Source organism: Telluria sp. PB2R4 (assembly GCF_059685695.1).
The window spans coordinates 207593-230223 of sequence record NZ_JCASIC010000004.1 but is presented as its reverse complement, the minus strand read 5'-3'; the positions used below and the strand labels follow the sequence as shown (position 1 = coordinate 230223).

The following is a 22631-nucleotide window of genomic DNA, read 5'->3' as shown; positions in this document are numbered from 1 at the left end:
CCTTCCCGGCCCTGACATGAAAGCCATATTCCTCGACAAAGACGGTACCCTGGTGGACGACCTGCCCTACAACGTCGAACCGCGCCGGATCCGCCTGGTCAGCGGCGCCGGCGCCGCACTGCGGCTGCTGGCGCGGCTCGACTACCGCTTCTTCGTCATCACCAACCAGTCCGGCATCGCCCACGGCTGCTTCGGCGAAGATGCCATGGCGCCGGTGGCCGACCGCCTGGCCGACCTGCTGTTCCGCGAAAACCTGGCGCTGGACGGCTTTTACTATTGCCCGCATCACCCGCTCGGCACCGTCGGCGACTATGCCATGGTCTGCGCCTGCCGCAAGCCCTCGCCGGGCATGCTGATCAAGGCCGCCCACGAACACGCCATCGACCTGCGCGAATCCTGGATGGTCGGCGACATCCTGCACGACGTCGAAGCCGGCAACCGTGCCGGCTGCCGCACGCTCCTGATCGACAACGGCAACGAGACCGAATGGCGGCTCGGACCGCGCCGCGTTCCCACCCGTATGGCGCCCGACCTGTACGCGGCAGCCGTGCTGATCGCCGCCCACGAGGAGGCGCGATGAGTGCTCAGTTACACCAGTTGCATCCCGATTGGCAAGCCGTACGGCGCATCCTGTGCATCCGCCTCGATTCGCCGGGCGACGTGCTCATGTGCACTCCGGCGATCCGGGCCCTGCGCGCCAGCATGCCGGGCTGCCACCTGACGCTGCTGTCCTCGCCTTCGGGTGCGGCGGCGGCGCCCTTCATTCCCGAACTCGACGCGGCCATCGCTTACGCCGCGCCATGGATGAAGCAGGAGGAAACTGCGGCCCCGGAATCCTTGCAGGAATGCGCGGCGCAGCTGGCCGGCCAACGCTTCGACGCCGCCGTCATCTTCACCGCGTATTGGCAAAGTCCCCTGCCCGCCGCGATGCTGTGTCACCTGGCGGGCATCCCTTTGCGCCTGGCCTCCTGCCGCGAAGACCCCTATCAGCTGCTCACCCACTGGGTACCAGAACCCGTACCCGAGCCCGAGCCCGAGCCCGAGCGCGAACGCGCCAGCCGCCACGAAGTGCAGCGCCAGCTCGACCTGGTCGCCCGTGTCGGCTGCCAGGCCGCCGACACCGCGTTTTCCTTCGCCATCCCGCCGCCGGACGCGGCGCGCGTTGATACCATGCTGCTGGAGGCCGGCATCGATCCGGCGGCGCCTTACCTGGTACTGCATGCCGACGCGGGCGCCGCAGCGCACCGCTACCCGGTCCGGCACTGGCTGGTGCTCATCGGCATGCTCGGCACGCGCCTCGGCTACCCGATCATCCTCACCGGCGAGCGCCGCGACTTGCGCGCCTTGCACCCGCTGCCCGAGACCTGGATCGGCCCCGCGCATTCCTTCATCGGCAAGCTCGGCCTGGGAGAACTGGGCGCCCTGATCCGCTCGTCCAGCCTGCTCATCACCGGCAGCGCCGCGCCGGCCCACATCGCTGCCGCCGTCGGCACGCCGCTGGTGGACCTGTACGCGCTGACGCATCCCCACACCGCCTCGTCGCAGGTCGCGCAGCGCTTGCCGGTCCACGACATCAGCTGCGGCGACTGCCTGCACAGCGGCTGCCCGGACAGCAGCTGCGCGCAAGGCCGCCCCGCCTGCCTCAATGCGCTGGCGCCGCGCGCGGTGCTCGAGGCCGCGGTCGCGCTGCTGGCAGGCGCGCCGCCGCGGCCTGCGCGCACCGATGATGCGGCACTCGCCTTCGCGTAGCCGATGCGTAGCCGATGCGTATTGACGTCACCACCCATGCAGAAGCGCAAGAAAGCTGCGTGCAAAGCTATAACAAAAGCTCAAGTATTCCGGCGAGCTCTGATATAATTTCTGAGTTCGTCGGGGCGTAGCGCAGCCTGGTAGCGTACCTGCATGGGGTGCAGGGGGTCGGAGGTTCGAATCCTCTCGCCCCGACCAACTAAATCAATGCGAAAGGCCAACCATGCGGTTGGCCTTTTTCGTTGGTGGCCGCCCGGCCTACTTCCAATCCCCCCGCAGCGCCAGCACCTGCTCCTGCAGGTACTCCGGCGTCGCTTCCTCCGGCGCCACCGGCTGTCCCACCGCCAGCGCCAGCTTCGACCGGAACCCGCGCGCAAACGAACGCTCGAACACGTTCGACGGATCGCGCGTGAACATGCTGCCCCACAGCCCGCGCAGCGCCATCGGGATCACCGGCACCTTGCTGCGCTCGACGATCCGCGAGACCCCACCGCGGAACGCGTTGATCTCGCCGGTATGGGTGAGCTTGCCTTCTGGGAAAATACACACCAGCTCACCCTCGTGCAGGGCCTGGGCGACGTCGATGAAGGCGCGCTCCATCATGAAGGGGTCTTCCTTGGCGGGCGCGATCGGGATCGCCTTGGCGGCGCGGAAGATCCAGCGCAGGAAAGGCGTCCTGAAGATACGGTGGTCCATTACGAAGCGGATCGGGCGCGGGCTGGCGGCGCCGATCACCAGCGCGTCGACATAGCTCACATGGTTGCAGACCAGCACCGCCGGACCCTGCTCCGGAATGCGGTCGGCGTCGATGGTGCGCACCCGGTAACCGGTATGGATCAACATCCAGGCCAGGAAACGCATGAGGAATTCCGGCACCAGCGAGAAGATGTACACCGCCACGCAGGCATTGAGCAGCGCCGTCACCAGGAACATCTCGGGAATCGTGAAGCCCTGCCCCAGCAGCACGATCGCCACGCCGGCGGCCGCCACCATGAACAGCGCGTTCAGGATATTCATGCCGGCGATGGTGCGCGACACGTGCTTCGGGTCGCAGCGCGTCTGGATCAGGGCGAACAGCGGCACGATGAACAGGCCGCCGAACACGCCGATCAGGACCAGGTCGAGCATGATGCGCCACACGCCCGGCAGGGCAAGCAGCGCGAGCGCATCGACCATGGCGGCGCCGTTGGCCTCCGCATAGGCCACGCTCGCGAAATACAGGTCGATGCCGAACACCGACAGGCCGATCGAGCCGAAGGGCACCAGGCCGATCTCGACCTTGTGGCCGGACAGCTTTTCGCACAGCAGCGAACCGGCGCCGATGCCGAGCGAGAACACGGTCAGCAGCAGCATGATCACACTGTGGTCGCCGTGCAGGTAATCCTTGGCATACAGCGGGAATTGCGACAGCAGCAGCGCGCCGTAGAACCAGAACCAGGAATTGCCCAGCATGGACAGGAACACGGTGCGGTTCTGGCGCGAGAACTTCAGGTTGCGGATCGATTCGGCGAATGGGTTGCGGCTGATTCTCAGTTCCGGCGCCGGCGCCGGCGATGGCGGGATGCGCCAGCTTGCCGCCAGCCCCAGCAGCGCGCACAGCAGCGTTCCGCCAGCGACCAGTTCGATGCCCCAGGGTTTCACACCGACCAGCAGCGTGCCGGCCACCTCGCCCAGCAGGATGCCGACGAAGGTGCCCATTTCGATGACGCCATTGCCGCCCACCAGCTCTTCAGACTTGAGGTGTTGCGGCAGGTAGGCGTACTTCACCGGGCCGAACAGGGTCGAATGCAGGCCCATGCCGACCACCGCTGCCACCAGCACCCACAGCGTGTGCGTCAGCCAGCCGATGCCGGCCACCAGCATGATGGCGATCTCCAGCAGCTTGACGAACCTTGCCATGCGCGCCTTGTCGAACTTGTCGGCGACCTGTCCGGCGGTCGCCGAGAACAGCACGAAGGGCAGGATGAACAGGCCGGCGATCAGGTTGTTCAGCATGCCGGGGTCGGCCGTGGTCCAGTTCGCCGTGTCGAAGGTCAGCGCGACCAGCAGCGCGGTCTTGAACAGGTTGTCATTGAAAGCGCCAAAGAACTGGGTCCAGAAAAAGGGGCCGAAGCGGCGTTGGGTCAGCAGGGAGAACTGGCTCGATTGGCTCATGCGTTTTTGCTCTTGAACATTGGAATCGGTAATCTACAGCAGGTCGCCACAGGCATACAAAGACTATTGCCGTCCCTCATCGTTGCGTCGCCGATACTAATCCGTAAAGTGCCGGCTGGCGATACCGGATGGGTAAAAAGCATAGACCGCCAAACGGTTCAAGCGGCGCGCCATGTCAACCGCAGGCATTGATAAAGTTGATTGAAACGTCTCAAGCGACCTAGCATCCAGCGCGATTGTGCAGCGCAGCGCAGGTAGAATCCGCGGATGACTTCTTCCGACTTCCTCCTCCGCTACGCCAGTGTGACGACTGTGCTGTTCGACCACATCGAACACGATATGCTGGCCATGTCCAGTGCGTTCATCGACGATGATGAGTCCCCACCGCCGGCCTGGCATGATGCCCCGCCGCCCCATGCGCTGCAGCCGCAGGACATCCCGGCCACATGAGACATCGCGCACCGCCGCGGCCCGAGCGCCAAAAAAAATGATTCGATTTTGCGACGACTGCCGCAAAATTCGAATCATGTTCTCGCCGCGCCGGCGCTTGACGCCGGACAGGGGACCACAGGCTCAGGCCAGCGTTTCCAGGCGGATGCGCGTGACCTTGCCGATCACCGCCGGCAGCTGCTCGATCTTCGCGATCGCAGCGTCGATGTTCTTTTCGCGGGTCTGGTGGGTCAGCATGATGATGTCGAGATTGACCTGGTTGCCCGGCTCCTTCTGCAGCACCGCGTCGATCGAGATGCCGGCGTCGGCCAGGATGCGGGTCAGGTCGGCCATCACGCCGAGCTGGTCCTTCACATAGACGCGCAGGTAATAGCTGGTCGTGATCTCGGCCATCGGCACGATGGCGACATCGGTCATCTCGTTCGGCTGGAAGGCCAGGTGCGGCACGCGGCAGTACGGGTCGACGGTCGCCAGGCGGGTGACGTCGACCAGGTCGGCGATCACCGCCGAGGCGGTCGGTTCCGAGCCGGCGCCCCTGCCGTAGTACAGCGACGCGCCGACCGCGTCGGCCTGCACCAGCACCGCGTTCATGGCGCCTTCGACGTTGGCGATCAGGCGCGCCGCCGGGATCAGGGTCGGGTGCACGCGCAGCTCGATGCCCTCCCCACCCTCGGTGCGGGTGCGGCGCGTGATCCCCAGCAGCTTGATGCGGTAGCCGAGCTGCTCGGCGTAGCGGATGTCCACCGCCTGCAACTGGCTGATGCCTTCGATATAGGCCTTGTCGAACTGCACCGGAATGCCGAAGGCGATCGCCGACATGATGGTCAGCTTGTGCGCCGCATCCACGCCCTCGATGTCGAAGGTCGGGTCGGCCTCGGCATAGCCGAGTTCCTGCGCCTGCTTCAGCACGGTGGCGAAGTCCAGGCCCTTCTCGCGCATCTCCGAGAGAATGAAATTGGTGGTGCCGTTGATGATGCCGGCCACCGACTCGATCCGGTTGGCGGTCAGGCCTTCGCGCAGCGCCTTGATGATCGGCACGCCGCCGGCGACGGCCGCCTCGAAGGCCACCATCACGCCCTTGTCCTGGGCCGCGGCAAAGATTTCGTTGCCGTGCAGCGCCAGCAGCGCCTTGTTGGCGGTGACCACGTGCTTGCTGTTGGCGATGGCCTTCAGGACCAGTTCGCGGGGCAGCTCGTAGCCGCCGATCAGCTCGACGACGATATCGATGTCCGGATGGTTCACCACGGCAAACGGGTCAGCCACCACTTCGACGCCGGCGCCGACCACGCCGCGCGCCTTTTCCAGGTTGCGCGCCGCCACCATCGTAATCTCGATTCCACGGCCGGCGCGGCGGCGGATGTCCTCCTGGTTGCGTTGAAGAACGTTGAAGGTGCCAGCGCCGACGGTGCCGATGCCCAGGAGGCCTACTTTGATGGGTTTCATGATCTCGTAATCTTGGTTAATGACCGACCTTGGCCGCCTCAGCGTGCGTGGCGCCGGCGGTAGCCGTCCAGGAAACGCGCGATGCGTCCGCAGGCGTCCGTCAGGTCGTCGGAATTGGGCAGGAACACCAGCCGGAAATGATCCGGGGAGATCCAGTTGAAGCCGGTGCCTTGCACCAGCAGCACTTTTTCCTCGGACAGCAGTTCGCAGATGAACTGCTGGTCGTCCGCGATCGGGTACATCTTCGGGTCGAGGCGTGGGAACATGTACAGCGCCGCTTTTGGCTTGACGCAGGACACGCCCGGAATATCGGTGAGCAGCTTGTGCGCGAGGTCGCGCTGTTTCAAGAGGCGCCCGCCAGGGCCGACCAGGTCGGCAATGCTCTGGTAGCCGCCGAGCGCGGTCTGGATCGCGTACTGGCCCGGCGCGTTGGCGCACAGGCGCATCGAGGCCAGCATGTTCAGGCCTTCGATATATCCCTTTGCGTGGCGCTTCTCGCCCGACACCACCATCCAGCCGGCGCGGTAGCCGCAGGAACGGTAGTTCTTCGACAGGCCGTTCAGGGTCAGGAACAGCACGTCGTCGGCCAGCGAGGCGATCGAGACGTGTTCCTCGCCGTCGTACAGGGTCTTGTCGTAGATTTCGTCCGCGTAGATGATCAGGCCGTGCTGGCGCGCCAGCTCGACGATCTCGAGCAGCACCTCGCGGTGGTACAGGGCGCCGGTCGGGTTGTTCGGGTTAATGACGACGATCGCGCGCGTATTCGGCGTGATCTTCTTGCGCATATCCTCGATGTCCGGCAGCCAGCCGCTCTGCTCGTCGCACACATAGTGCACCGGATTGCCGCCCGCCAGGCTCACCGCCGCGGTCCACAGCGGATAATCCGGCGCGGGCACCAGCACCTGGTCGCTGTTATTGAGCAAGCCCTGCATGGCCATGACGATCAGCTCGGACGCGCCATTGCCGAGGTAAATGTCATCGATGCCCACGCCGGCAATGTCCTTGCCCTGGGTGTAATGCATCACCGCCTTGCGCGGCGCGAACATGCCCTTCGAATCGGTGTAGCCGGCCGCGCCGTGCATGTTGCGGATCATGTCGTGCACGATCTCGTCCGGCGGATCGAAGCCGAACACCGCCAGGTTGCCGATGTTCAGCTTGATGATCTTCTGGCCGTCGTCTTCCATCTGGCGCGCCTGTTCCAGCGCCGGGCCGCGGATTTCGTAGCAGACATCGTCCAACTTGTTGGATTTCAGGATCGGTCGCAAAGTGTCCCCTGTGAGAATGGCTCGCGCGTGCGCTTTTGTTGCAGTGCGAAAAATACCCATTCTGCCGAAAGCGACCGATTTAAGCAACCTTCCCCCTTCCGGACCAAATAAAATACTGCCGGATTGCGCCGGCAGGATCTCCAACAAGCGTGCTGCGGCATCAGCTCCAGATAAAGTCGGTCACCTTCAACGCGCCGGTGTTACCGTACATCAGGATGACCAGGTCAGTGCCGTCGGTGAAGTTGCCGTCGCCGTTGACGTCCACCATCAGGTAGCCATCGTTGCCGCCGAAGTTGCCGAACGCCAGCGAACGGTTGGTGCCGCCATCGTTGAAGAAACCGGCGCCGTTGCCGAGCACACTTTCCAGTGCCGAGAAGTTATTCGAGAACATCTCGTGAGCGGCGATGGCTTCGCGGGTGGCCCCGGTCGCCAGCCTCAATCCCGACAGGTCGATCTTGTCCACGCCGGCCTGGAAGAAGTTGACCGTGTCGATATTGTCGGTCGAGGCGTTCTGGCCGCGCACCACGAACGAATCGCTGGCCCTGGTAAAGCGGATGATGTCGGCGGCTTCGTCGTAGGTGTGCAGCATGACCTGGTCCCCACCGCCGTTACCCTGGAACACGATACCGACGTCGCTGCCTTGCACCTCGTCCTTGCCCGCGCTGCCCAGGTAGGTCAGGCGGGTCAGCGCCGTCTCACTGGTGTTGTTGATGCCGCCAAAGTCGATATCGCCGGTGGAAGCGGATGCGTCGAAGTGCGTGAGCGTGCTTGCGTAGATGCTGGTCAGGGCCAGACTGGCGTTGCCGGTCACGTTCAGGGTCCTGGCGCCGTCGATGTACAGGTAGGAAATCGCGTTGAAGTACTCGGCCGCGGCGATCGGGTCGTTGAGCGGGGTCGCCGGATTGTCGCCCTCGATCTTGCTCACTGCCGAATGCAGGTTGACGGTCTCGATGTCCTTGGCCTCGATCGCAGCGGCCTGGACCACGCCGTTGGCCTCGCGATCGGCCAGCGCGTCGTGCGCCGTCAGCGAGATCGCCAGCACGTCGTTGCTGCCGGAAGCGTCCTTCAGGCTGAACTTGATGTTGGAATGCGGGACGAAGTCCTCGACCTGCTTGCCGGTCAGATCAAGGTTCCTAGCCTCGGCCATCAGGTTGATGCTGGAGTCGGCGCGGCCGTTGATGAACTCGACGTCCTCGCGCAGTACCTTGCTGGCGTTCAGGCGGGTCACGCTGCCGGCCTTGTCGAGATTGTATTCACCCTTGCCGCTCGAGAACACGAGAGTCTCGAAATTGGTGAACACCTGGCCTTCGGTATCGAGCAAGACCGAATCGTTGACCACCATCGTATCGTTGCCACCGACGCCGCCGTCGACCTTGGCGCCCGCCTGCGCGGCGCTGCTGAAATCGACAATGTCGTCGCCGCCGCCCAGCTGGACGCTGGCGCTGCCGGCCAGCGCACCGGTGATGACGATGCTGTCGGCGCCGCTGCCGCCCTTCACCGACAGGTTGGTGGCGCTGGCGATCTTGAGCCAGGTGCTGCCGCTGTAGTCGCTCGCATCGAGGCTCTTGAACGGCAGGATGCCCGACAGGTCCGCCTGCATGCTGGTGCCGATGCCGTCCAGGATGTCGGAAATGGTCGACTGTCCGCCGCCATGGCCCTTCAGCGTAATCGACTGGAGCGTGTCGGCGGCCGCCAGCGCGGTCGTCACCAGCTTGAGCGGGCCGTCGTTGGTGATGTTCAGCGCGCTCGCCTTGGCCAGGTCGAGGTTGACGTCGACGCCGGCGGTATGGACGGGGCTGGTACCCATCGGCACGGCCACCGGCGGCAGCGTGGCCTGCAGGTTGACGGTGGTGGCGGCTGCATCGGTGACGGTGGCGCCGCCGCTGATCGCGTCCAGTGCCAGGTTCAGCGTGTGGCCAGCGGTGGCGTTGGCGATGGTGGCGTTCTGGCTGGAATTCTGCAGCGTCACGGTGGTGATCGCATTGCCGGTCAGGGTGGCCACGCCCGTGTTGCCGCTCACCATGATCGCCTTGCCGCCGGCGACCGTCACCGCGCCGGCGGTGGTCACGATCGAGGCGCTCGCCGCGTCGCTCATCTTGAGGTTGACCGCCCCCTTGGCGACGAAGGACAGCACGCGCAGGTCGGACTGGCCGCTCAAGTCGTAGGCCGCGGCGGCGGTGCCGACGCCACCGCCCGAGTTGGCGGCGAAGTTTTCGATGCCGCTGGTGGCGACGCCAGAGGGCAGCGCGTTCAGGCCGCTGCCGTTGGCATCGCTCAGGATCAGGGTGTCGGTGCCGCCGCCGCCCTTGAGCGTATCGCCCGCGCTCAGGGTGCTTGCGGTGGCGCGGAAGATGTCATTGCCGCCGCCGCCGGTGAAGGCGACGCCGCTGTCGACGCCGGCGGTGAGCGTGAGTTCGATCGGGGCGCGGCTCGCTTCCACGAAGGCTGCAACCGCGGCCGACAGCTTGTCCGGCATGATGGCGGCGGCGAGCGAGGCGTCGTTGGTGACGGTCTTGATGAAGGCTTTGGCGGCGGCCGATGCTTCGTTGCCGTTGTAAGCGGCGCGCTCCGGATGGGTGTCCAGCGCATTGGTGAACGCGGTTGCCGCAGCCACCTTGTTGTTGAACGCCTTCAGGTCATCGTTCTGGGCGCCCTTGGCGATCTCGGTCACGGCCACGTCGATCGTCATCAGGCCCTTGTCCAGCGCATCCGCCCACCAGTTGACGCCGTCCCGTTCGCCTTCACGCCCGAACAGGTTGACGTAGACGGTTTCCACGATCTCCTTGTTGCTTTTGCCAGCGAAGGTCTGCTTGTATTCGTTCGAGCCTGAAAATTCCGCCGAGATCATTGACGTATCGCCATTCGCCCCGGCGACGATCCCTTCCCACCATTCAAGGCCGCCGGCATCGGCGGGACGGCTGAAATAGGCGACGTAGAGTTTCTGGATTGGAGTCGTATAGAGAGCCATGCGTAGTCCCGGTCAGGTTGCAGAATGAGTGTGTGAAACCAGGCCTCATTTACTCATGGATATGCACGTGCCGACCACCCCCCGACATGGGGGGGTGTCAGGTCTTCCATGCATGCCGAATGAATCCGAACCGGTTTGCCGCTCCGGGTACAATGGACGTTTCGCTACCAACCAGCCGTACGCGCCACGATGAAGCTCCATTCCGACAATACCCAGCAGTACCAGACCGTCACCGGCTACGACGCCAGCGGGGTCGAAATCAACGCCCAACGTTTCAACTACAGCCTGACCGTGATGCCGGAAGTTCCGCCACGGCCCTGGAATGTCGCGCGTTTCGAAGACCTGACCGCCGCCCATTTCGAGGAAATCGCCCAGGACAAGCCCGACGTGGTCGTGCTCGGCACCGGCGATCGCCAGCGCTTCGTCCATCCGAAGCTGGTGGCCAGCCTGTCCAGCATGCATATCGGCGTCGACTGCATGGACAGCCAGGCCGCCTGCCGCACCTATAACGTGCTGATGGGCGAAGGACGCAAGGTCACGCTGGCCCTCATCATCAACAACGCCGGCGCCTGATATCGCGCATGCGGCGCGCTCCGCGCAGCGGCGCGGTGGGTACGGCTGCGTCTACTCCAACCAACAATGACAATGAATCCATCGGCGTTTGCCTTCATCATCACCGGCGTCATCCTGAATGCCGCGGCCCAGCTCCTGCTCAAGGCCGGCACCAATGCCCTCGGCGGCGCCATCCACCTGACCCGCGACAACTGGCTGATCACCGGCCTGAAAGTTGCCACCCAGTGGCCGATCGTGGTCGGCATGCTGTGCTACGGCATCTCGCTGGTGGTCTGGATCCTCGGCCTGTCGCGCACCGACGTCACCGTCGCCTACCCGATGCTCTCGCTCGGCTACGTGATCGGGGCCGTGGGCGCCTGGATGTTCCTGGGCGAAGCAATCTCGCCGCAACGCATGCTGGCGCTCGGCGTCATCGTGCTGGGCGTCGTCTTGCTGGCGCGTAGCTGAACAGACAAATATTTCCATTTCGCATCTTGAAGAAATGAAATGCCCGCCTCATATCGCGGTTAAGACCTGGTCCGACGCAATATTGTTGTCAATACAGGACTAGCAAGGGGCAGCGGCGCCGTTTATCATGCCGGTATCCGTTGCCATGACACCCAGGAGAACCCCGTGGCCGAGAGCCAAACCGCCGCAACCGTCGAGAATTTTTCCGCCCCCATGACGGGAGGCCAGACCTTCGCGCTGGACGGCCGTCCTGCGAAGTACACCGTGCTGTACTTTTATCCGAAAGACAACACCCCGGGCTGCACGACCGAGAGCATCGCTTTCCGCGAGGCCTATCCGGATTACCAGGCCGCCGGCGCCGAAATCTACGGCATCAGCCGCGACAGCCTGCGCTCGCACGAAGGCTTCAAGAGCAAGCTGGGCCTGCCCTTCGAGCTGATCTCGGATCCGGAAGAAACCGTGTGCAATCAGTTCGGTGTCATGAAGATGAAAAACATGTACGGCAAACAAGTGCGCGGCATTGAACGCAGTACGTTTATCATTGACGCTCAAGGCCGATTGGTGAAAGAATGGCGTGGCGTGAAAGTCAACGACCACGTGGCCGAAGTGCTGGAATTTCTGAAGAGCCAGCCCTGAATACCGGATGGCTCCTGCAACCCAGTTTCTTAACTTTAGCTGGACATTGCCACCTATTTTGAGTCATCAAGTATCTCATCCGCATCACTCCTCCTGCTGCTGCCGGACCGGCATCCTCCGGCTGCAGCCTATACCTCAGCAAGACCCCCAAAGTAGCATCGTTTCCGTGCGGCGGCGCGCCCCGAGCTGCGCCCGTGCGTCCTTCCCGACCTTTTTACATTGAGAACCTGATGCCACTGCCAAAAATGCCAACCAAGCCAGCGACCATGCTGCTGGCAAAAGATTATCCCCAGGCTGAACCGGGCAAATCGCCCGTGCGCCCGGCGTCCGCCAAGACCGACGCCGACCTCGAAGAACTGATCAGCGGCCAGGCCGTGCCGTCGCCGAAGGCGAGCAAGGCGCGCAAGGCCAAGGGCGCCGCACCGGCCGCCAACGATGCGCTCGCCGCCGTCGCCAGGCCGGTCGACGCACCGGCGGCCGAAGCGCCCCTGGCCAAGGGCCCGGCACGCAAGTCGAAGGATGGCGCCGGCGCGCGCCTTCGTGAGACCGACGCCGGCCAGCCGCATCCGGTCAAGCACAAGCCGGTCGAGGTCACCGTCAAGTCCTCCACCAGCCGCAAGGCCGACAAGGCCGGCGCCGGCAAGGTCTTCGTGCTCGACACCAACGTCCTGATGCACGACCCGACCTCCCTGTTCCGCTTCGAGGAACACGACGTCTACCTGCCGATGATGACGCTCGAGGAACTCGACAACCACAAGAAGGGCATGTCGGAAGTCGCGCGCAATGCCCGCCAGGTAGCGCGCACCCTCGACGCCCTGATCGCCAACGTCGACGACGATGCGATCGAGGCCGGCATCCCGCTGGCCAAGCTCGGCAACAAGGACGCCAGGGGCCGCCTCTACTTCCAGACCAAGCTGGATGCCGCGCCGCTGCCGGAAGGTCTGCCATCGGGCAAGGCCGACAACCAGATCCTGGGCGTGGTGCGCGCACTGGAAGACACGATGGACGGCCGCGCCATCGTGCTGGTGTCGAAAGACATCAACATGCGCATCAAGGCGCGCGCGCTGGGCCTGCCGGCCGAGGATTATTTCAACGACCATGTGCTGGAAGACACCGACCTGCTGTACTCGGGCATTGTCCAGCTGCCGGACGATTTCTGGAACAAGCACGGCAAGGACATGGAGTCCTGGCAGGAGAACAAGAACGGCAACTCGGCCACGTATTACCGCGTGACCGGTCCGGTGATCCCGACCCTGCTGGTGAACCAGTTCGTGTTCATCGAGCCGCAGAACGGCGAAGCGCCCTTCTATGGTCAGGTAAAACAGATCAACGGCAAGACCGCGGTGTTCCAGACCCTGCGCGACTACAGCCATAACAAGAACAATGTGTGGGGCATCACGGCCCGCAACCGCGAGCAGAACTTCGCGCTGAACCTCCTGATGAACCCGGAGTGCGACTTCGTCACCCTGCTGGGCCAGGCCGGCACCGGTAAAACCCTGCTGGCGCTCGCCGCCGGCCTGGCGCAAGTGCTGGAAACCAAGCAGTACAACGAGATCATCGTTACCCGCGTCACGGTGCCGGTGGGCGAGGACATCGGCTTCCTGCCGGGTACCGAGGAAGAAAAGATGTCGCCGTGGATGGGCGCGTTCGACGACAACCTCGAAGTGCTGATGAAGTCCGACAGCGACGGCGGCGACTGGGGCCGCGCCGCGACCCAGGACCTGATCCGCTCGCGCATCAAGATCAAGTCGCTGAACTTCATGCGTGGCCGCACCTTCGTGAACAAGTTCCTCATCATCGACGAGGCGCAGAACCTGACGCCGAAGCAGATGAAGACCCTGGTCACGCGCGCCGGTCCCGGCACCAAGATCCTGTGCCTGGGTAACATCGCGCAGATCGACACGCCTTACCTCACCGAAGGCTCGAGCGGCCTGACCTACGTGGTCGACCGCTTCAAGGGCTGGAGCCACAGCGGCCACGTCACCCTGGCGCGCGGCGAGCGCTCGCGCCTGGCGGACCACGCCAGCGACGTGCTGTAAGCCTGGACCTGGCGCCATCCAAAAACGCTCGCTTGCAAAAGCGGGCGTTTTTCTTTTCCACCTTCGTATTCCTGTCGCATGATCTTTCTCTTGAAGCTGCTGCTCGTTCCTTCGCTGATCGCCCTCGTCACCCTGGCCGGCCGCCGCTGGGGTCCGCTGGTGGCCGGCTGGCTGTCCGCCTTCCCCATCGTGGCCGGGCCGATCCTGCTGGTGATCGCACTCGAACAGGGCGCCGGCTTCGCCGCGGCGGCCAGCGCCACCACCCTGCTGGCGGTGCTGGCGATCCTGGTCTTCAGCATCGCCTACGCACGCTGCGCCCACCTCGGCATGCCGCGCGCGATGACGGCTGCCCTGCTCGCCTACGCGCTTGCCGTGCTGGCGCTGCGTGCGGTGGCGCTGCCGCTGTGGCTGGGTGTCGTCGCCGTGCTGGCCGCGCTGCTGCTGGCGCCGCGGCTCATCAAGCCGGCCCCCGCGCAGTCCGCCGCCGGCAAGCCATCTGGCGATCTTCCCTGGCGCATGCTGGCCGGCGCGCTGCTGTCCCTGAGCGTCACGTTTGCAGCGGCTAGCCTCGGTCCGCGCCTGAGCGGCCTGTTCGCAATGTTCCCCGTGATGAGCACGGTGCTGGTCGGCTTCTCGCACCGCGCCAGCGGACCGGGCTTCGCGGTGGCGCTGCTGCGGGGAATGGTCAACGGCTACTACGCCTTTGCGGTCTTCTGCGTGCTGCTGTCGCTGCTGCTGGACACGCAGCCGGTCGGCCTTGCCTTCCTGGCTGCGACCGCTGCCGCCCTGGTGGTGCAGCTGGCTGTCAGGTGGATCGTGCAGTGCCTTGCGGCGCAGCGTGCCAGCCGGCGCGTGGCGGCTTAGAATAGCCGCGTTCATCCACCGAGGAGAGTCACGATGCCGCACATGCTGTTGATCCATGAACCTGTCGGCCAGCGCGCCACCCGCAACGACGTCGAGGGCCGCGCCGCTTACGATCGCATGCTGCGCTGGGGCGAAGACCTGCGCAGCCGCGGCCTGCTGCTCGCCGCGGAATCGCTGGCGTCGACCGACAAGGCAGCGCGCGTCACCACTGCTCCGGGCAAGGCCCGCATCGTCGACGGTCCCTTCGCGGAAGCCAAGGAGATGGTGGGCGGCTTCTTCCTGGTCAACGTCGACACGCGCGAAGAGGCGATCGTGCTGGCGCAGGAATGCCCGGCGGCGGAATGGGCCACGGTGGAAGTCAGGGCGCTGGCGCCCTGCTACGACGACTGATCCAGAAAATATTTCGGCCAAGGAGGTCGAAACCCGCAGTTCCTGTTCGTCGTGGGGATGAAAGCGTGACAAACGCTTCCATCCCCACGACAAGGAGACCGCCATGCGCTTCATGATCATCGTCAAGGCCACCCCCGACACGGAAGCCGGCATCATGCCCGGCGAGCCGCTGTTCGCCGCCATGACCGAATACCACCAGGAGCTGGCGCGCGCCGGCGTCCTGCTCGACGCCAATGGCCTGCGTCCCAGCCGCGATGGCTGGCGCATCGGCTACGGCGAAGGGCGCCGGGGCGTTACCGACGGCCCCTTCGCCGAGACCAAGGAGCTGATCGCCGGCTACACCCTGATCGGGGTGCGTTCGCGCGAGGAAGCGATGGAATGGTCGCGCCGCTTCCCCAACCCGCACGGCGAACACGCTGCCGCCGAGATCGAGGTGCGCCAGCTCTACGAGCCTTCCGACCTGCCCTTCTGAGCCGCCCCATCATTGAAACGCGAAAGGATACCGCCATGAACAAGCAGATCTACGTCAACCTCCCAGTGAAAGACCTCGAACGCAGCAAGGCCTTCTTCGGCGCGCTCGGCTTCGGCTTCAACCCGCAGTTCAGCAGCCAGGACGCCGCCTGCATGATCGTCAGCGACGACATCTACGTGATGCTGCTGACCGAGCCTTTCTTCCAGGGCTTCACCAACAAACCGATCGCGGACGCGAAGAAGAGCACCGAAGTGCTGCTCTGCCTGTCCTGCGACAGCCGCGCCGCGGTCGACGACATGGCCGACAAGGCCAAGGCGACCGGCGGCAGCTGGCCGAATCCGCCCAAGGACCACGGTTTCATGTACCAGCACGGTTTCGAAGACCTCGACGGCCACATGTGGGAGCTGGTTTACATGGAAAGCATGCCGGCGCAGGCGGAAGACGCCGCTGCCGCGGACGCCCGGATCTGATGGACGCGCAGGTCGAACGCAGCATCGCCGCGGTCTGGCGCATCGAATCGGCCAGGATCGTGGCGGTCGTGGCGCGCATGGTGCGCGACGTCGGCCTGGCCGAGGAGCTGGCCCAGGATGCGCTGGTCGCGGCCCTCGAACACTGGCCGCGCCAGGGCATCCCGGACAATCCCGGCGCCTGGCTCACGACCACGGCCAAGCACGGCGCGCTCGACCGCATGCGCCGCGACCGCCTGCTCCAGCAGAAGCTCGAACAGATCGGCCTCGACCTCGAGGCCCAGGAGGCGCTCATTGTGCCCGATTTCGTGGATGGCCTGGACGCCGCCCGCAACGACGTCATAGGCGACGACCTGCTGCGCCTGATGTTCACCGCCTGCCACCCGGTGCTGTCGCTGGACGCGCGCCTGGCGCTCACGCTCAAGCTGCTGGGCGGCCTGTCGACCCAGGAGATCGCGCGCGCCTTCCTGGTGCCGGAAGCGACCATGGCGCAGCGCATCGTGCGCGCCAAGCGCACCCTGGGCGAGGCCGGGGTGCCGTTCGAACTGCCGCCGCCGGCCGAACTGGGCGAGCGCCTCGGCGCCGTGCTGGAAGCGGTCTACCTGATCTTCAACGAAGGCTATACCGCCACCGCCGGCGAGGACTGGATGCGCCCCGCCCTGGTCGACGAGGCCCTGCGCCTCGGGCGCATGCTGGCCGAGCTGGCGCCGGGCGAACCGGAAGCGCACGGCCTGGTGGCGTTGATGGAACTGCAGGCCTCGCGCATGGGCGCACGCCTCGATGCGCAGGGCCGGCCGGTGCTGCTGCTCGACCAGGACCGCTCGCGCTGGGACGGCGTGCTGCTGCGGCGCGGCCTGGCCGCCCTGGCGCGCGCCGCAGGGCTTGGTCAACCCGCCGGCCTGCCGCGCGGTCCCTACCTGCTGCAGGCGCAGATCGCCGCCTGCCACGCGCGCGCCCACGTGGCCCTGGAGACCGACTGGCAGGCCATCGCCGCGCTGTATGCCGAGCTGGCGCAGGTCCAGCCGTCGCCGGTGGTCGAACTCAACCGCGCAGTGGCGGTCGGCATGGCCGACGGTCCGGCCGCCGGCCTGGCGCTGGCCGACGTGCTTGCGCGCGACGGCAAGCTGGCCGGCTACCACTGGCTGCCGAGCGTGCGCGCCGACCTGCTGGCCAAGCTGGGCCGCGTCGAGGAAGCGCGCCGCGAATTCGAACGCGCCGCCGCCATGACCGCCAACAGCCGCGAGCGCGAACTGCTGCTCGAACGCGCCCGCGCCCAGCGCTCCTGAAAAAAATCCCCGTGGGCCTTGCGGCGCACGGGGCTGGCGGCGAACGTTCCCCGGTCAGCGGACCACGCAGTCGACCTCGTTCGCTTTTCCGATGTTGTTGCCGGCCTCCGGCCCGCCGGCAGCCGCGCCGGCACTGAAGCTCGGTGGCGGCATGAACTGGAGGCCCGGGTTGTTCGGCACGAGCAGCGGCGGCTGCTGCATGTTGGGCACGTAGCCGAACTGGCCGGCCTGGAAGCCGAGCGAGCCGCCGTGGTTGGTCACGATGATGGCGCCATCGGTCACGGTCAGGTGCAGGCCCGGGGCCAGCCGCGGCGGCATGCCCGGTGCGCCGGCGCTCGGGGTCTTGCCCCCGCCCGGAGGCGATGGCACGAACTGCGCGATGAAGGTGGTGCCGCGGATGCCGATGGTGGCGGTCGGCGTCTTGAGCGAGAACTTCTCCTTGTTGCGCTTGCCCATCAGGCCGGTGATCGAGCGCAGGCCGCCCTTGACCAGGCTGTAGCTCGCGTTGTCGGCGTCCGGCTTGCCTTCGTCGAAGGAGAAATTCTCGACCTTGAAGGTGGTGCCGGGTCGCAGCGTGATCTCGCTGTCGTCGATGAACTTGATCTGCGCGTAGGTGTTCTTTTCCGACACCAGCGTATCGCCGCTCTCGATCTCGGACTTCAGGGCCAGCACCTTGACGCTGCCATCGGCCTTCTTTGCCAGCAGCGGGCCGCTCAGGCGCGCCACCACGCCGGCGACCTGCGCGGCCCACGCCGCGTTGCCGGTCATGAGCAGCGCCGCGAACAGCAGCGCGCCCAGCGCCCGCCTGTTTGCATTAGTTGCAGTACATTTTTGTGGCTGGTTTTTCATTCTTTACTCCCGTGTTCGTACCTGCCGCCGGGCCGGACTGTTTGTCCGACGACTCTGCCGGCGTGCCTCCGCTTGCGCCACCGCCTTCGCCGCCGCCTTGGCCGCCGCCATTGCCGGCGGCGGCCGCGGCCGGAGCTGGAGCTGGCGGCAGCTTTTCCTGGGCCGGGGTGGCGGTATTGATCAGGGCCACGGTGTTCTGCACCAGTTCGGCGAGCGGCTTGTTCGCCTCGCTCCCGCCCTGGCTCGGCGCCGGGTTGAACACGATGCAGCGTGGGTCGGTCGGGTTGATGCTGCAGAAGTCCGGCTTCGGCAGCACCGCCTCGCAGCCTGCCAGGCCCGGGTTCACCGCGCACTGCTCGATCTTCGGCAGGCGCACCGAGCAGCCTTGCAGTGTCGGGCTGCCGACGCATTGCTGCAGGGTTGGCAGCACCACCTGGCAGCCCGCCGCGCTCATGTCGCTCACGCACTGCGACAGGGTCGGCAGGATGCCGCTGCAGGATGGGTCGCCCGGGTTGGCGAGACAGGCAGTGAAGGTCAGCTGGATCACCTGCGCGCAGCCTTCGATGCCCGGGGTCGCCTTGCAGACCGACAGCAGCGGCAGCCGCGCGGCGCAGCCCGGCGCCGCCGGGTTGGCCACGCAGGCCAGGAATTCGGCACGCGCCAGCACCGGCGCGCAACCGTAGACGCCGGCGTCGGCGCGGCAGCTCGCCAGCGGCGGCAGGATCTCGCCGCAGCCTGGCGCCGTCGGCGTGGCGATGCATGCCTTGACGGCATTGCGTTCGGCGATCACCGGTGCGCAGCCATAGGTCGCCGGCGATTTCTCGCAGATGTCGTAGGCCGGCAGCAGCGTGCCGCAGCCCGGCGCCTTCGGCGTGGCGATGCATTGGCTGATCGCTTCGCGTTCGGCGATCACCGGTGCGCAGCCGTAGGTCGCCGGCGACTTCTCGCAGATGTCATAGGCCGGCAGCAGCGCGCCGCAGCCTGGCGCCTTCGGCGTGGCGATGCATTGGCTGATTGCTTCGCGTTCGGCGATCACCGGTGCGCAACCATAGGTCGCAGGCGATTTCTCGCAGATGTCGTAGGCCGGCAGCAGCGTGCCGCAGCCCGGCGCCTTCGGCGTGGCGATGCATTGGCTGATCGCTTCGCGTTCGGCGATCACCGGTGCGCAGCCATAGGTCGCCGGCGATTTCTCGCAGATGTCATAGGCCGGCAGCAGCGATCCGCAGCCCGGCGCCTTCGGCGTGGCGATGCATTGGCTGATCGCTTCGCGTTCGGCGATCACCGGTGCGCAGCCGTAGGTCGCAGGCGATTTCTCGCAGATGTCATAGGCCGGCAGCAGCGTGCCGCAGCCCGGCGCCTTCGGCGTGGCGATGCATTGGCTGATCGCTTCGCGTTCGGCGATCACCGGTGCGCAGCCAAACGTCGCCGGCGACTTCTCGCAAACAGGGTACGGCGGCAGGATGTCCCCGCAGCCAGGTGCTTTCGGCGTCGCGATACACTGGCGGATCTCCTCGCGCTGCATCACGACCTCGCAGCCCAGCTTGGCCGGATTGGTGCGGCAGGTATCGACCTGCGGCAGCACCTGGGTGCAGCGCGGCCCATCCGGATCGGCGATGCAGCTGCGGGTCGCCGCCTCGATCACGGCGCTGCAGCCGCTCGCGTCCGGATTGCTCAGGCAGGTGTCCAGCGGTGGTGTCGGCCGCGGCGGCTCGGGTTCCGGTTTCGTGGGCGGCGTGGTCGTGGTGACCGCCAGCTTGTCCGGGCTGGACACGACAATGCTGCCCGGCGTGATCGCCGTTTGGCCGGCAGTGATGCGGACATTGCCGGAGCTCGAAGCCACCTGGCCATTCGGACCGATGGTCAGCATGCCCCCGTTGTCCGCAAACAGGGTCACGTTGCCGCTGTCGGTGCTGACCTTGCCCAGGATGGTCAGCGGGCTGTGCGTCACCAGGCTGATGTTGCCGCTGCCGGTCCTGACGCCCTGCTGCTCGGCGCCGGTCGGGCTGACGGTCAGGCCGCCGGTGGTCTCGATCGCGATCGCGCCGCCATTCCCCGTGCCTTCCTGGACCACGTTGCCGACGCTGAGGGCGCGGTCGTTCACAATATTGATCGGCGCGTTGCCGGTCCCGCTGTTTTTCGCGCTCAGGAGCACGTTGGCGCTGGTCTTCAGGGCGCGGGTGGCTTCGCCGATGCCGCCGCGCGACTGCAGCGACAGCACATTCGACTTCAGCGTTCCACTGCCCTTGATCGAGGCGGCGTCCACCAGGATGACGGTGGGAGCGTCGACCAGCGCGTCCACGGTGAGGTCGCCGCCGGTGAGCGAGACCTCGCCCGGCGAGGCCAGCCCGGCGCTCCCGCCGACGCTGCCGATGCGCAGCGCGCCGGTCCAGCGGAAGCGCAGCCCGGCCCCGCCGTTGGTGCCCTTCGCAGCACCCGCCAGCGTGCCGACTTCGTTGTTGCCCAGCATGGTCACGCTGCCCGCTTCGGCCAGGAGTTCGGGACTCCTGACGATCGCGCTGCCCTGGTTGATGGTGCCGTCCGTGCGCAAGCTCACGCGGCTGTCGGCGCTGATGTCCGCGGTGAGCTCGATGCCGCCGCTGCCGGCGCCGAGTGCGACCTCGCCCGCATTGAGCCTGCCATCCACGTGGATGCGGTCGGCGCCAAGGATGCCGATCTTGCGCGTGGCGTTGATTCCGCCGTTGCTGCTCAGCCGGAAGTCGCTGCCGGACGCGTGCAGGCTGGCCAGGAACTGGCTGGTGGCGCCATCGAGCAGCACCGGCGCATTCAGGTCGATGCTGCCGGCGGTGTCGATGACCAGGTTGCCGGCCAGGCTCAGCGCCTCGTCGATCAGCACGTTGCCGGTATGGCCGCTGTTGCCGAGATTGATCTCGAAGGTCTGAAAGGCCCCGAGCCGGGCCGGGTCCAGCGTCAGCGCGCCAGTGACATCGCCGCCCTTGACTACGATGCCGGTGCTGTTGCTGAAGGTGTTGAAGGACACGACCGGCAGCACGCCGCCGACGCCGGCGATGCTGCCGGCCAGCGTCATCTTGTCGGATTTGAGGTCGATGTAGTTCGGGCTGGCGAGCGCGCCGCCGGCCAGCAGCTTGATGCGGTTGTTGGCGCGCAGGTCGATGCTGCCTTCGGTCGAGGTCACGGCGGCGCCGATGGTCAGCTCGTTCCCCGCCTCGGCGCGCACGCTGTGCGCAGTGCTGATGTTCTGCAGAATATCCAGGTTGTTGGTCGCCTGCAGGACGATGTCGGCATTCGTCGCGATAAGCGATTCCGCCTTGATGTAGGTGGTCTCGAGCGCGGTCCCGGTCTCGCCGGACACCACGATGTTGGTCGGGTCGATCAGCCAGGTGCCGGTACGTCCGCCCGGCTTGCCGGCGCCGGCGTCCACGCGGATGCCGGCGATGTCGAGCGTGCGGCCCGAGGTTTCGACCAGGCCGCCCTTGCCGCTGCCGGCGCCGCGCGCCGAGATCCTGCCTCCCGCGTTTGTTGCGCCGTCCGACCACAGCACGACCTTGCCGCCGTCGCCGTGACCGGTGGCGTCGGCGCGGATGCTCGCATCCTTGCCGAACGTCGTCTGCTGCGCATTTGACAGCGCCGCGTTCCTGCCTTGATAGTCACCGCCCACCAGCACGGTGCCGCCCTGCGCGGCGCCGCTGGCGTCGACTTGCGCGTTGCCGGTCAGGCTGACGCGCTCGCCCAGCAGCTGGATCTCGCCGCCCTTGCCTGCAGTACCGGCGGCGCTGGTGACGCTGCCCGCTTCGAGCAAGGCAGTCTTGCTGGCCTTCAGCACGATCCGGCCGTCCTGGCCGACTACCGCGCTGTCGGCATTGACCACGCCGTGCTGGTTCACCAGGGCGCCGTAGATGCCGATGCGGCCGCCGTTCGCGACCACCTGGCCCAGGTTGATGGCCTGATCGAGCGGCGCCGACACCACCACGGTGAGATCGGGATTGCCGGAGTCGACCAGTTGCACGCTGCGCCCGGCCGCCAGCAGCACCTCGCCGTTCGGGGCGGTGATGACGCCGTTGTTCTCGACGTTCGGCGCCACCAGGAACACCTTGCCGCCGCTCGGGGTGGTGATCGCGCCGTCGTTGCGCACGCTTCCTGCGGTGGGGCCGGCGGTGAAGTTCTTCTTCCCGGCCAGGAAGTCGGCATCGCTCATGTTCAGCGTCGAGGCCACCAGGCCGTTCACGTCCACGCGCGCATCGCGCCCGAACACCACGCCGTTCGGGTTGATCAGGAAGACCTTGCCGTTCGATTGCAGGGCGCCGAGGATGCGGCTCGGGTCTTGCCCGACGATGCGGTTCAGCACCGCGCTGTCGGCGTTCTGCTGGATGAAGCGGGTGACCTCGCCGGCATTCACCGAGAAGCTTTGCCAGTTGATGATGGTGCCGGGCGTGTTCGTGATCGAGAACACGTTGCCGTCCTGGGAGAAAGTGGCCTGCCCGGCCACCACCTTTGGCAGCGTAGGTGCCGCCGGGGCGGCCGCGGCGCCGAAGCACGCGGCGACGCACAGCGCCGCCCTGCTCAGCCGGATAAGTCCGTTACGTCGATTCTGCATCCCATC

18 protein-coding genes and 1 tRNA gene are annotated in these 22631 nt (G+C 66.2%); 13 read left to right on the top strand and 6 right to left on the bottom strand.

Going from position 1 to position 22631, the window contains the following annotated elements; all coding sequences use genetic code 11:
- The first annotated feature begins 16 nt into the window (after nt 1–16).
- The 3 genes from AC56LU_RS09420 (at nt 17) to AC56LU_RS09410 (ending at nt 1947) form a co-directional block, all read left to right on the top strand.
- Nucleotides 17–580, top strand: coding sequence for a D-glycero-alpha-D-manno-heptose-1,7-bisphosphate 7-phosphatase (locus tag AC56LU_RS09420; protein WP_497175327.1), 564 nt, complete (start codon nt 17–19; stop codon nt 578–580).
- The gene (locus AC56LU_RS09415) at nt 577–1749 is read left to right on the top strand and encodes a glycosyltransferase family 9 protein (RefSeq protein WP_497175326.1); all 1173 of its coding nucleotides are present in this window, start codon (nt 577–579) and stop codon (nt 1747–1749) included. The genes AC56LU_RS09420 and AC56LU_RS09415 overlap by 4 nt, the downstream gene beginning before the upstream one ends.
- Before the next feature lie 121 nt (nt 1750–1870).
- Nucleotides 1871–1947, top strand: a tRNA-Pro gene (locus tag AC56LU_RS09410).
- A gap of 60 nt (nt 1948–2007) precedes the next feature.
- On the opposite strand, the gene AC56LU_RS09405 is transcribed toward AC56LU_RS09410, so the two are convergent.
- On the bottom strand, nt 2008–3903 hold the full coding sequence (locus AC56LU_RS09405; protein ID WP_497175325.1) for an MFS transporter: 1896 nt from the start codon (nt 3901–3903) through the stop codon (nt 2008–2010).
- A gap of 267 nt (nt 3904–4170) precedes the next feature.
- Between AC56LU_RS09405 and AC56LU_RS09400 the strand changes: the two genes are divergently transcribed.
- Nucleotides 4171–4353 carry a hypothetical protein gene (locus AC56LU_RS09400; RefSeq protein ID WP_497175324.1) on the top strand — a complete coding sequence of 61 codons (183 nt, stop codon included), beginning with the start codon at nt 4171–4173 and terminating at the stop codon, nt 4351–4353.
- A 123-nt stretch (nt 4354–4476) separates the two neighbouring features.
- Here AC56LU_RS09400 and AC56LU_RS09395 read toward each other — a convergent pair whose 3' ends face one another.
- The 3 genes from AC56LU_RS09395 to AC56LU_RS09385 all read right to left on the bottom strand — a co-directional run bounded on the left by AC56LU_RS09395 (nt 4477) and on the right by AC56LU_RS09385 (nt 10029).
- Nucleotides 4477–5796: a homoserine dehydrogenase gene (locus tag AC56LU_RS09395; RefSeq protein WP_497175323.1), complete on the bottom strand. Its 1320-nt coding sequence runs from the start codon at nt 5794–5796 to the stop codon at nt 4477–4479.
- Nucleotides 5797–5834: 38 nt separating this feature from the next.
- A complete protein-coding gene (locus AC56LU_RS09390; RefSeq protein ID WP_497175322.1) occupies nt 5835–7061 on the bottom strand; it encodes a pyridoxal phosphate-dependent aminotransferase in 1227 nt (408 codons plus the stop codon).
- Nucleotides 7062–7221: 160 nt separating this feature from the next.
- The gene (locus AC56LU_RS09385) at nt 7222–10029 is read right to left on the bottom strand and encodes a DUF4214 domain-containing protein (RefSeq protein WP_497175321.1); all 2808 of its coding nucleotides are present in this window, start codon (nt 10027–10029) and stop codon (nt 7222–7224) included.
- A 189-nt stretch (nt 10030–10218) separates the two neighbouring features.
- Between AC56LU_RS09385 and AC56LU_RS09380 the strand changes: the two genes are divergently transcribed.
- The 9 genes from AC56LU_RS09380 to AC56LU_RS09340 all read left to right on the top strand — a co-directional run bounded on the left by AC56LU_RS09380 (nt 10219) and on the right by AC56LU_RS09340 (nt 17203).
- A complete protein-coding gene (locus AC56LU_RS09380) occupies nt 10219–10602 on the top strand; it encodes an Mth938-like domain-containing protein (RefSeq protein WP_497175320.1) in 384 nt (127 codons plus the stop codon).
- A 72-nt stretch (nt 10603–10674) separates the two neighbouring features.
- The gene (locus AC56LU_RS09375) at nt 10675–11049 is read left to right on the top strand and encodes an SMR family transporter (RefSeq protein WP_497175445.1); all 375 of its coding nucleotides are present in this window, start codon (nt 10675–10677) and stop codon (nt 11047–11049) included.
- 165 nt (nt 11050–11214) lie between these two features.
- Nucleotides 11215–11685 (top strand): peroxiredoxin, encoded by a 471-nt coding sequence (locus tag AC56LU_RS09370; RefSeq protein ID WP_497175319.1) that lies wholly within the window; start codon nt 11215–11217, stop codon nt 11683–11685.
- Nucleotides 11686–11915: 230 nt separating this feature from the next.
- Nucleotides 11916–13724: a PhoH family protein gene (locus tag AC56LU_RS09365; RefSeq protein ID WP_497175318.1), complete on the top strand. Its 1809-nt coding sequence runs from the start codon at nt 11916–11918 to the stop codon at nt 13722–13724.
- 78 nt (nt 13725–13802) lie between these two features.
- Nucleotides 13803–14588 carry a hypothetical protein gene (locus tag AC56LU_RS09360; protein ID WP_497175317.1) on the top strand — a complete coding sequence of 262 codons (786 nt, stop codon included), beginning with the start codon at nt 13803–13805 and terminating at the stop codon, nt 14586–14588.
- Between the two features lie 33 nt (nt 14589–14621).
- On the top strand, nt 14622–14978 hold the full coding sequence (locus AC56LU_RS09355; protein WP_497175316.1) for a YciI family protein: 357 nt from the start codon (nt 14622–14624) through the stop codon (nt 14976–14978).
- A 103-nt stretch (nt 14979–15081) separates the two neighbouring features.
- On the top strand, nt 15082–15450 hold the full coding sequence (locus tag AC56LU_RS09350) for a YciI family protein (protein ID WP_497175315.1): 369 nt from the start codon (nt 15082–15084) through the stop codon (nt 15448–15450).
- Between the two features lie 35 nt (nt 15451–15485).
- The gene (locus tag AC56LU_RS09345; protein ID WP_497175314.1) at nt 15486–15920 is read left to right on the top strand and encodes a VOC family protein; all 435 of its coding nucleotides are present in this window, start codon (nt 15486–15488) and stop codon (nt 15918–15920) included.
- Entirely contained in the window at nt 15920–17203 is a 1284-nt protein-coding gene (locus AC56LU_RS09340) for an RNA polymerase sigma factor (protein ID WP_497175313.1), read from the top strand. The genes AC56LU_RS09345 and AC56LU_RS09340 overlap by 1 nt, the downstream gene beginning before the upstream one ends.
- 54 nt (nt 17204–17257) lie before the next feature.
- On the opposite strand, the gene AC56LU_RS09335 is transcribed toward AC56LU_RS09340, so the two are convergent.
- On the bottom strand, nt 17258–18052 hold the full coding sequence (locus AC56LU_RS09335) for a FecR family protein (RefSeq protein ID WP_497175312.1): 795 nt from the start codon (nt 18050–18052) through the stop codon (nt 17258–17260).
- Nucleotides 18018–22625 carry a two-partner secretion domain-containing protein gene (locus AC56LU_RS09330; protein WP_497175311.1) on the bottom strand — a complete coding sequence of 1536 codons (4608 nt, stop codon included), beginning with the start codon at nt 22623–22625 and terminating at the stop codon, nt 18018–18020. The genes AC56LU_RS09335 and AC56LU_RS09330 overlap by 35 nt, the downstream gene beginning before the upstream one ends.
- Nucleotides 22626–22631 lie beyond the last annotated feature (6 nt).

Excerpts from the sequence above, each read along its gene's own strand:
- AC56LU_RS09420 (WP_497175327.1), top strand. The coding sequence starts at position 17 with ATGAAAGCCATATTCCTCGACAAAGACGGTACCCTGGTGGACGACCTG.
- AC56LU_RS09415 (WP_497175326.1), top strand. The coding sequence starts at position 577 with ATGAGTGCTCAGTTACACCAGTTGCATCCCGATTGGCAAGCCGTACGG.
- AC56LU_RS09405 (WP_497175325.1), bottom strand. The coding sequence starts at position 3,903 with ATGAGCCAATCGAGCCAGTTCTCCCTGCTGACCCAACGCCGCTTCGGC.
- AC56LU_RS09400 (WP_497175324.1), top strand. The coding sequence starts at position 4,171 with ATGACTTCTTCCGACTTCCTCCTCCGCTACGCCAGTGTGACGACTGTG.
- AC56LU_RS09395 (WP_497175323.1), bottom strand. The coding sequence starts at position 5,796 with ATGAAACCCATCAAAGTAGGCCTCCTGGGCATCGGCACCGTCGGCGCT.
- AC56LU_RS09385 (WP_497175321.1), bottom strand. The coding sequence starts at position 10,029 with ATGGCTCTCTATACGACTCCAATCCAGAAACTCTACGTCGCCTATTTC.
- AC56LU_RS09380 (WP_497175320.1), top strand. The coding sequence starts at position 10,219 with ATGAAGCTCCATTCCGACAATACCCAGCAGTACCAGACCGTCACCGGC.
- AC56LU_RS09375 (WP_497175445.1), top strand. The coding sequence starts at position 10,675 with ATGAATCCATCGGCGTTTGCCTTCATCATCACCGGCGTCATCCTGAAT.
- AC56LU_RS09365 (WP_497175318.1), top strand. The coding sequence starts at position 11,916 with ATGCCACTGCCAAAAATGCCAACCAAGCCAGCGACCATGCTGCTGGCA.
- AC56LU_RS09360 (WP_497175317.1), top strand. The coding sequence starts at position 13,803 with ATGATCTTTCTCTTGAAGCTGCTGCTCGTTCCTTCGCTGATCGCCCTC.
- AC56LU_RS09355 (WP_497175316.1), top strand. The coding sequence starts at position 14,622 with ATGCCGCACATGCTGTTGATCCATGAACCTGTCGGCCAGCGCGCCACC.
- AC56LU_RS09350 (WP_497175315.1), top strand. The coding sequence starts at position 15,082 with ATGCGCTTCATGATCATCGTCAAGGCCACCCCCGACACGGAAGCCGGC.
- AC56LU_RS09345 (WP_497175314.1), top strand. The coding sequence starts at position 15,486 with ATGAACAAGCAGATCTACGTCAACCTCCCAGTGAAAGACCTCGAACGC.
- AC56LU_RS09340 (WP_497175313.1), top strand. The coding sequence starts at position 15,920 with ATGGACGCGCAGGTCGAACGCAGCATCGCCGCGGTCTGGCGCATCGAA.
- AC56LU_RS09335 (WP_497175312.1), bottom strand. The coding sequence starts at position 18,052 with ATGAAAAACCAGCCACAAAAATGTACTGCAACTAATGCAAACAGGCGG.
- AC56LU_RS09330 (WP_497175311.1), bottom strand. The coding sequence starts at position 22,625 with ATGCAGAATCGACGTAACGGACTTATCCGGCTGAGCAGGGCGGCGCTG.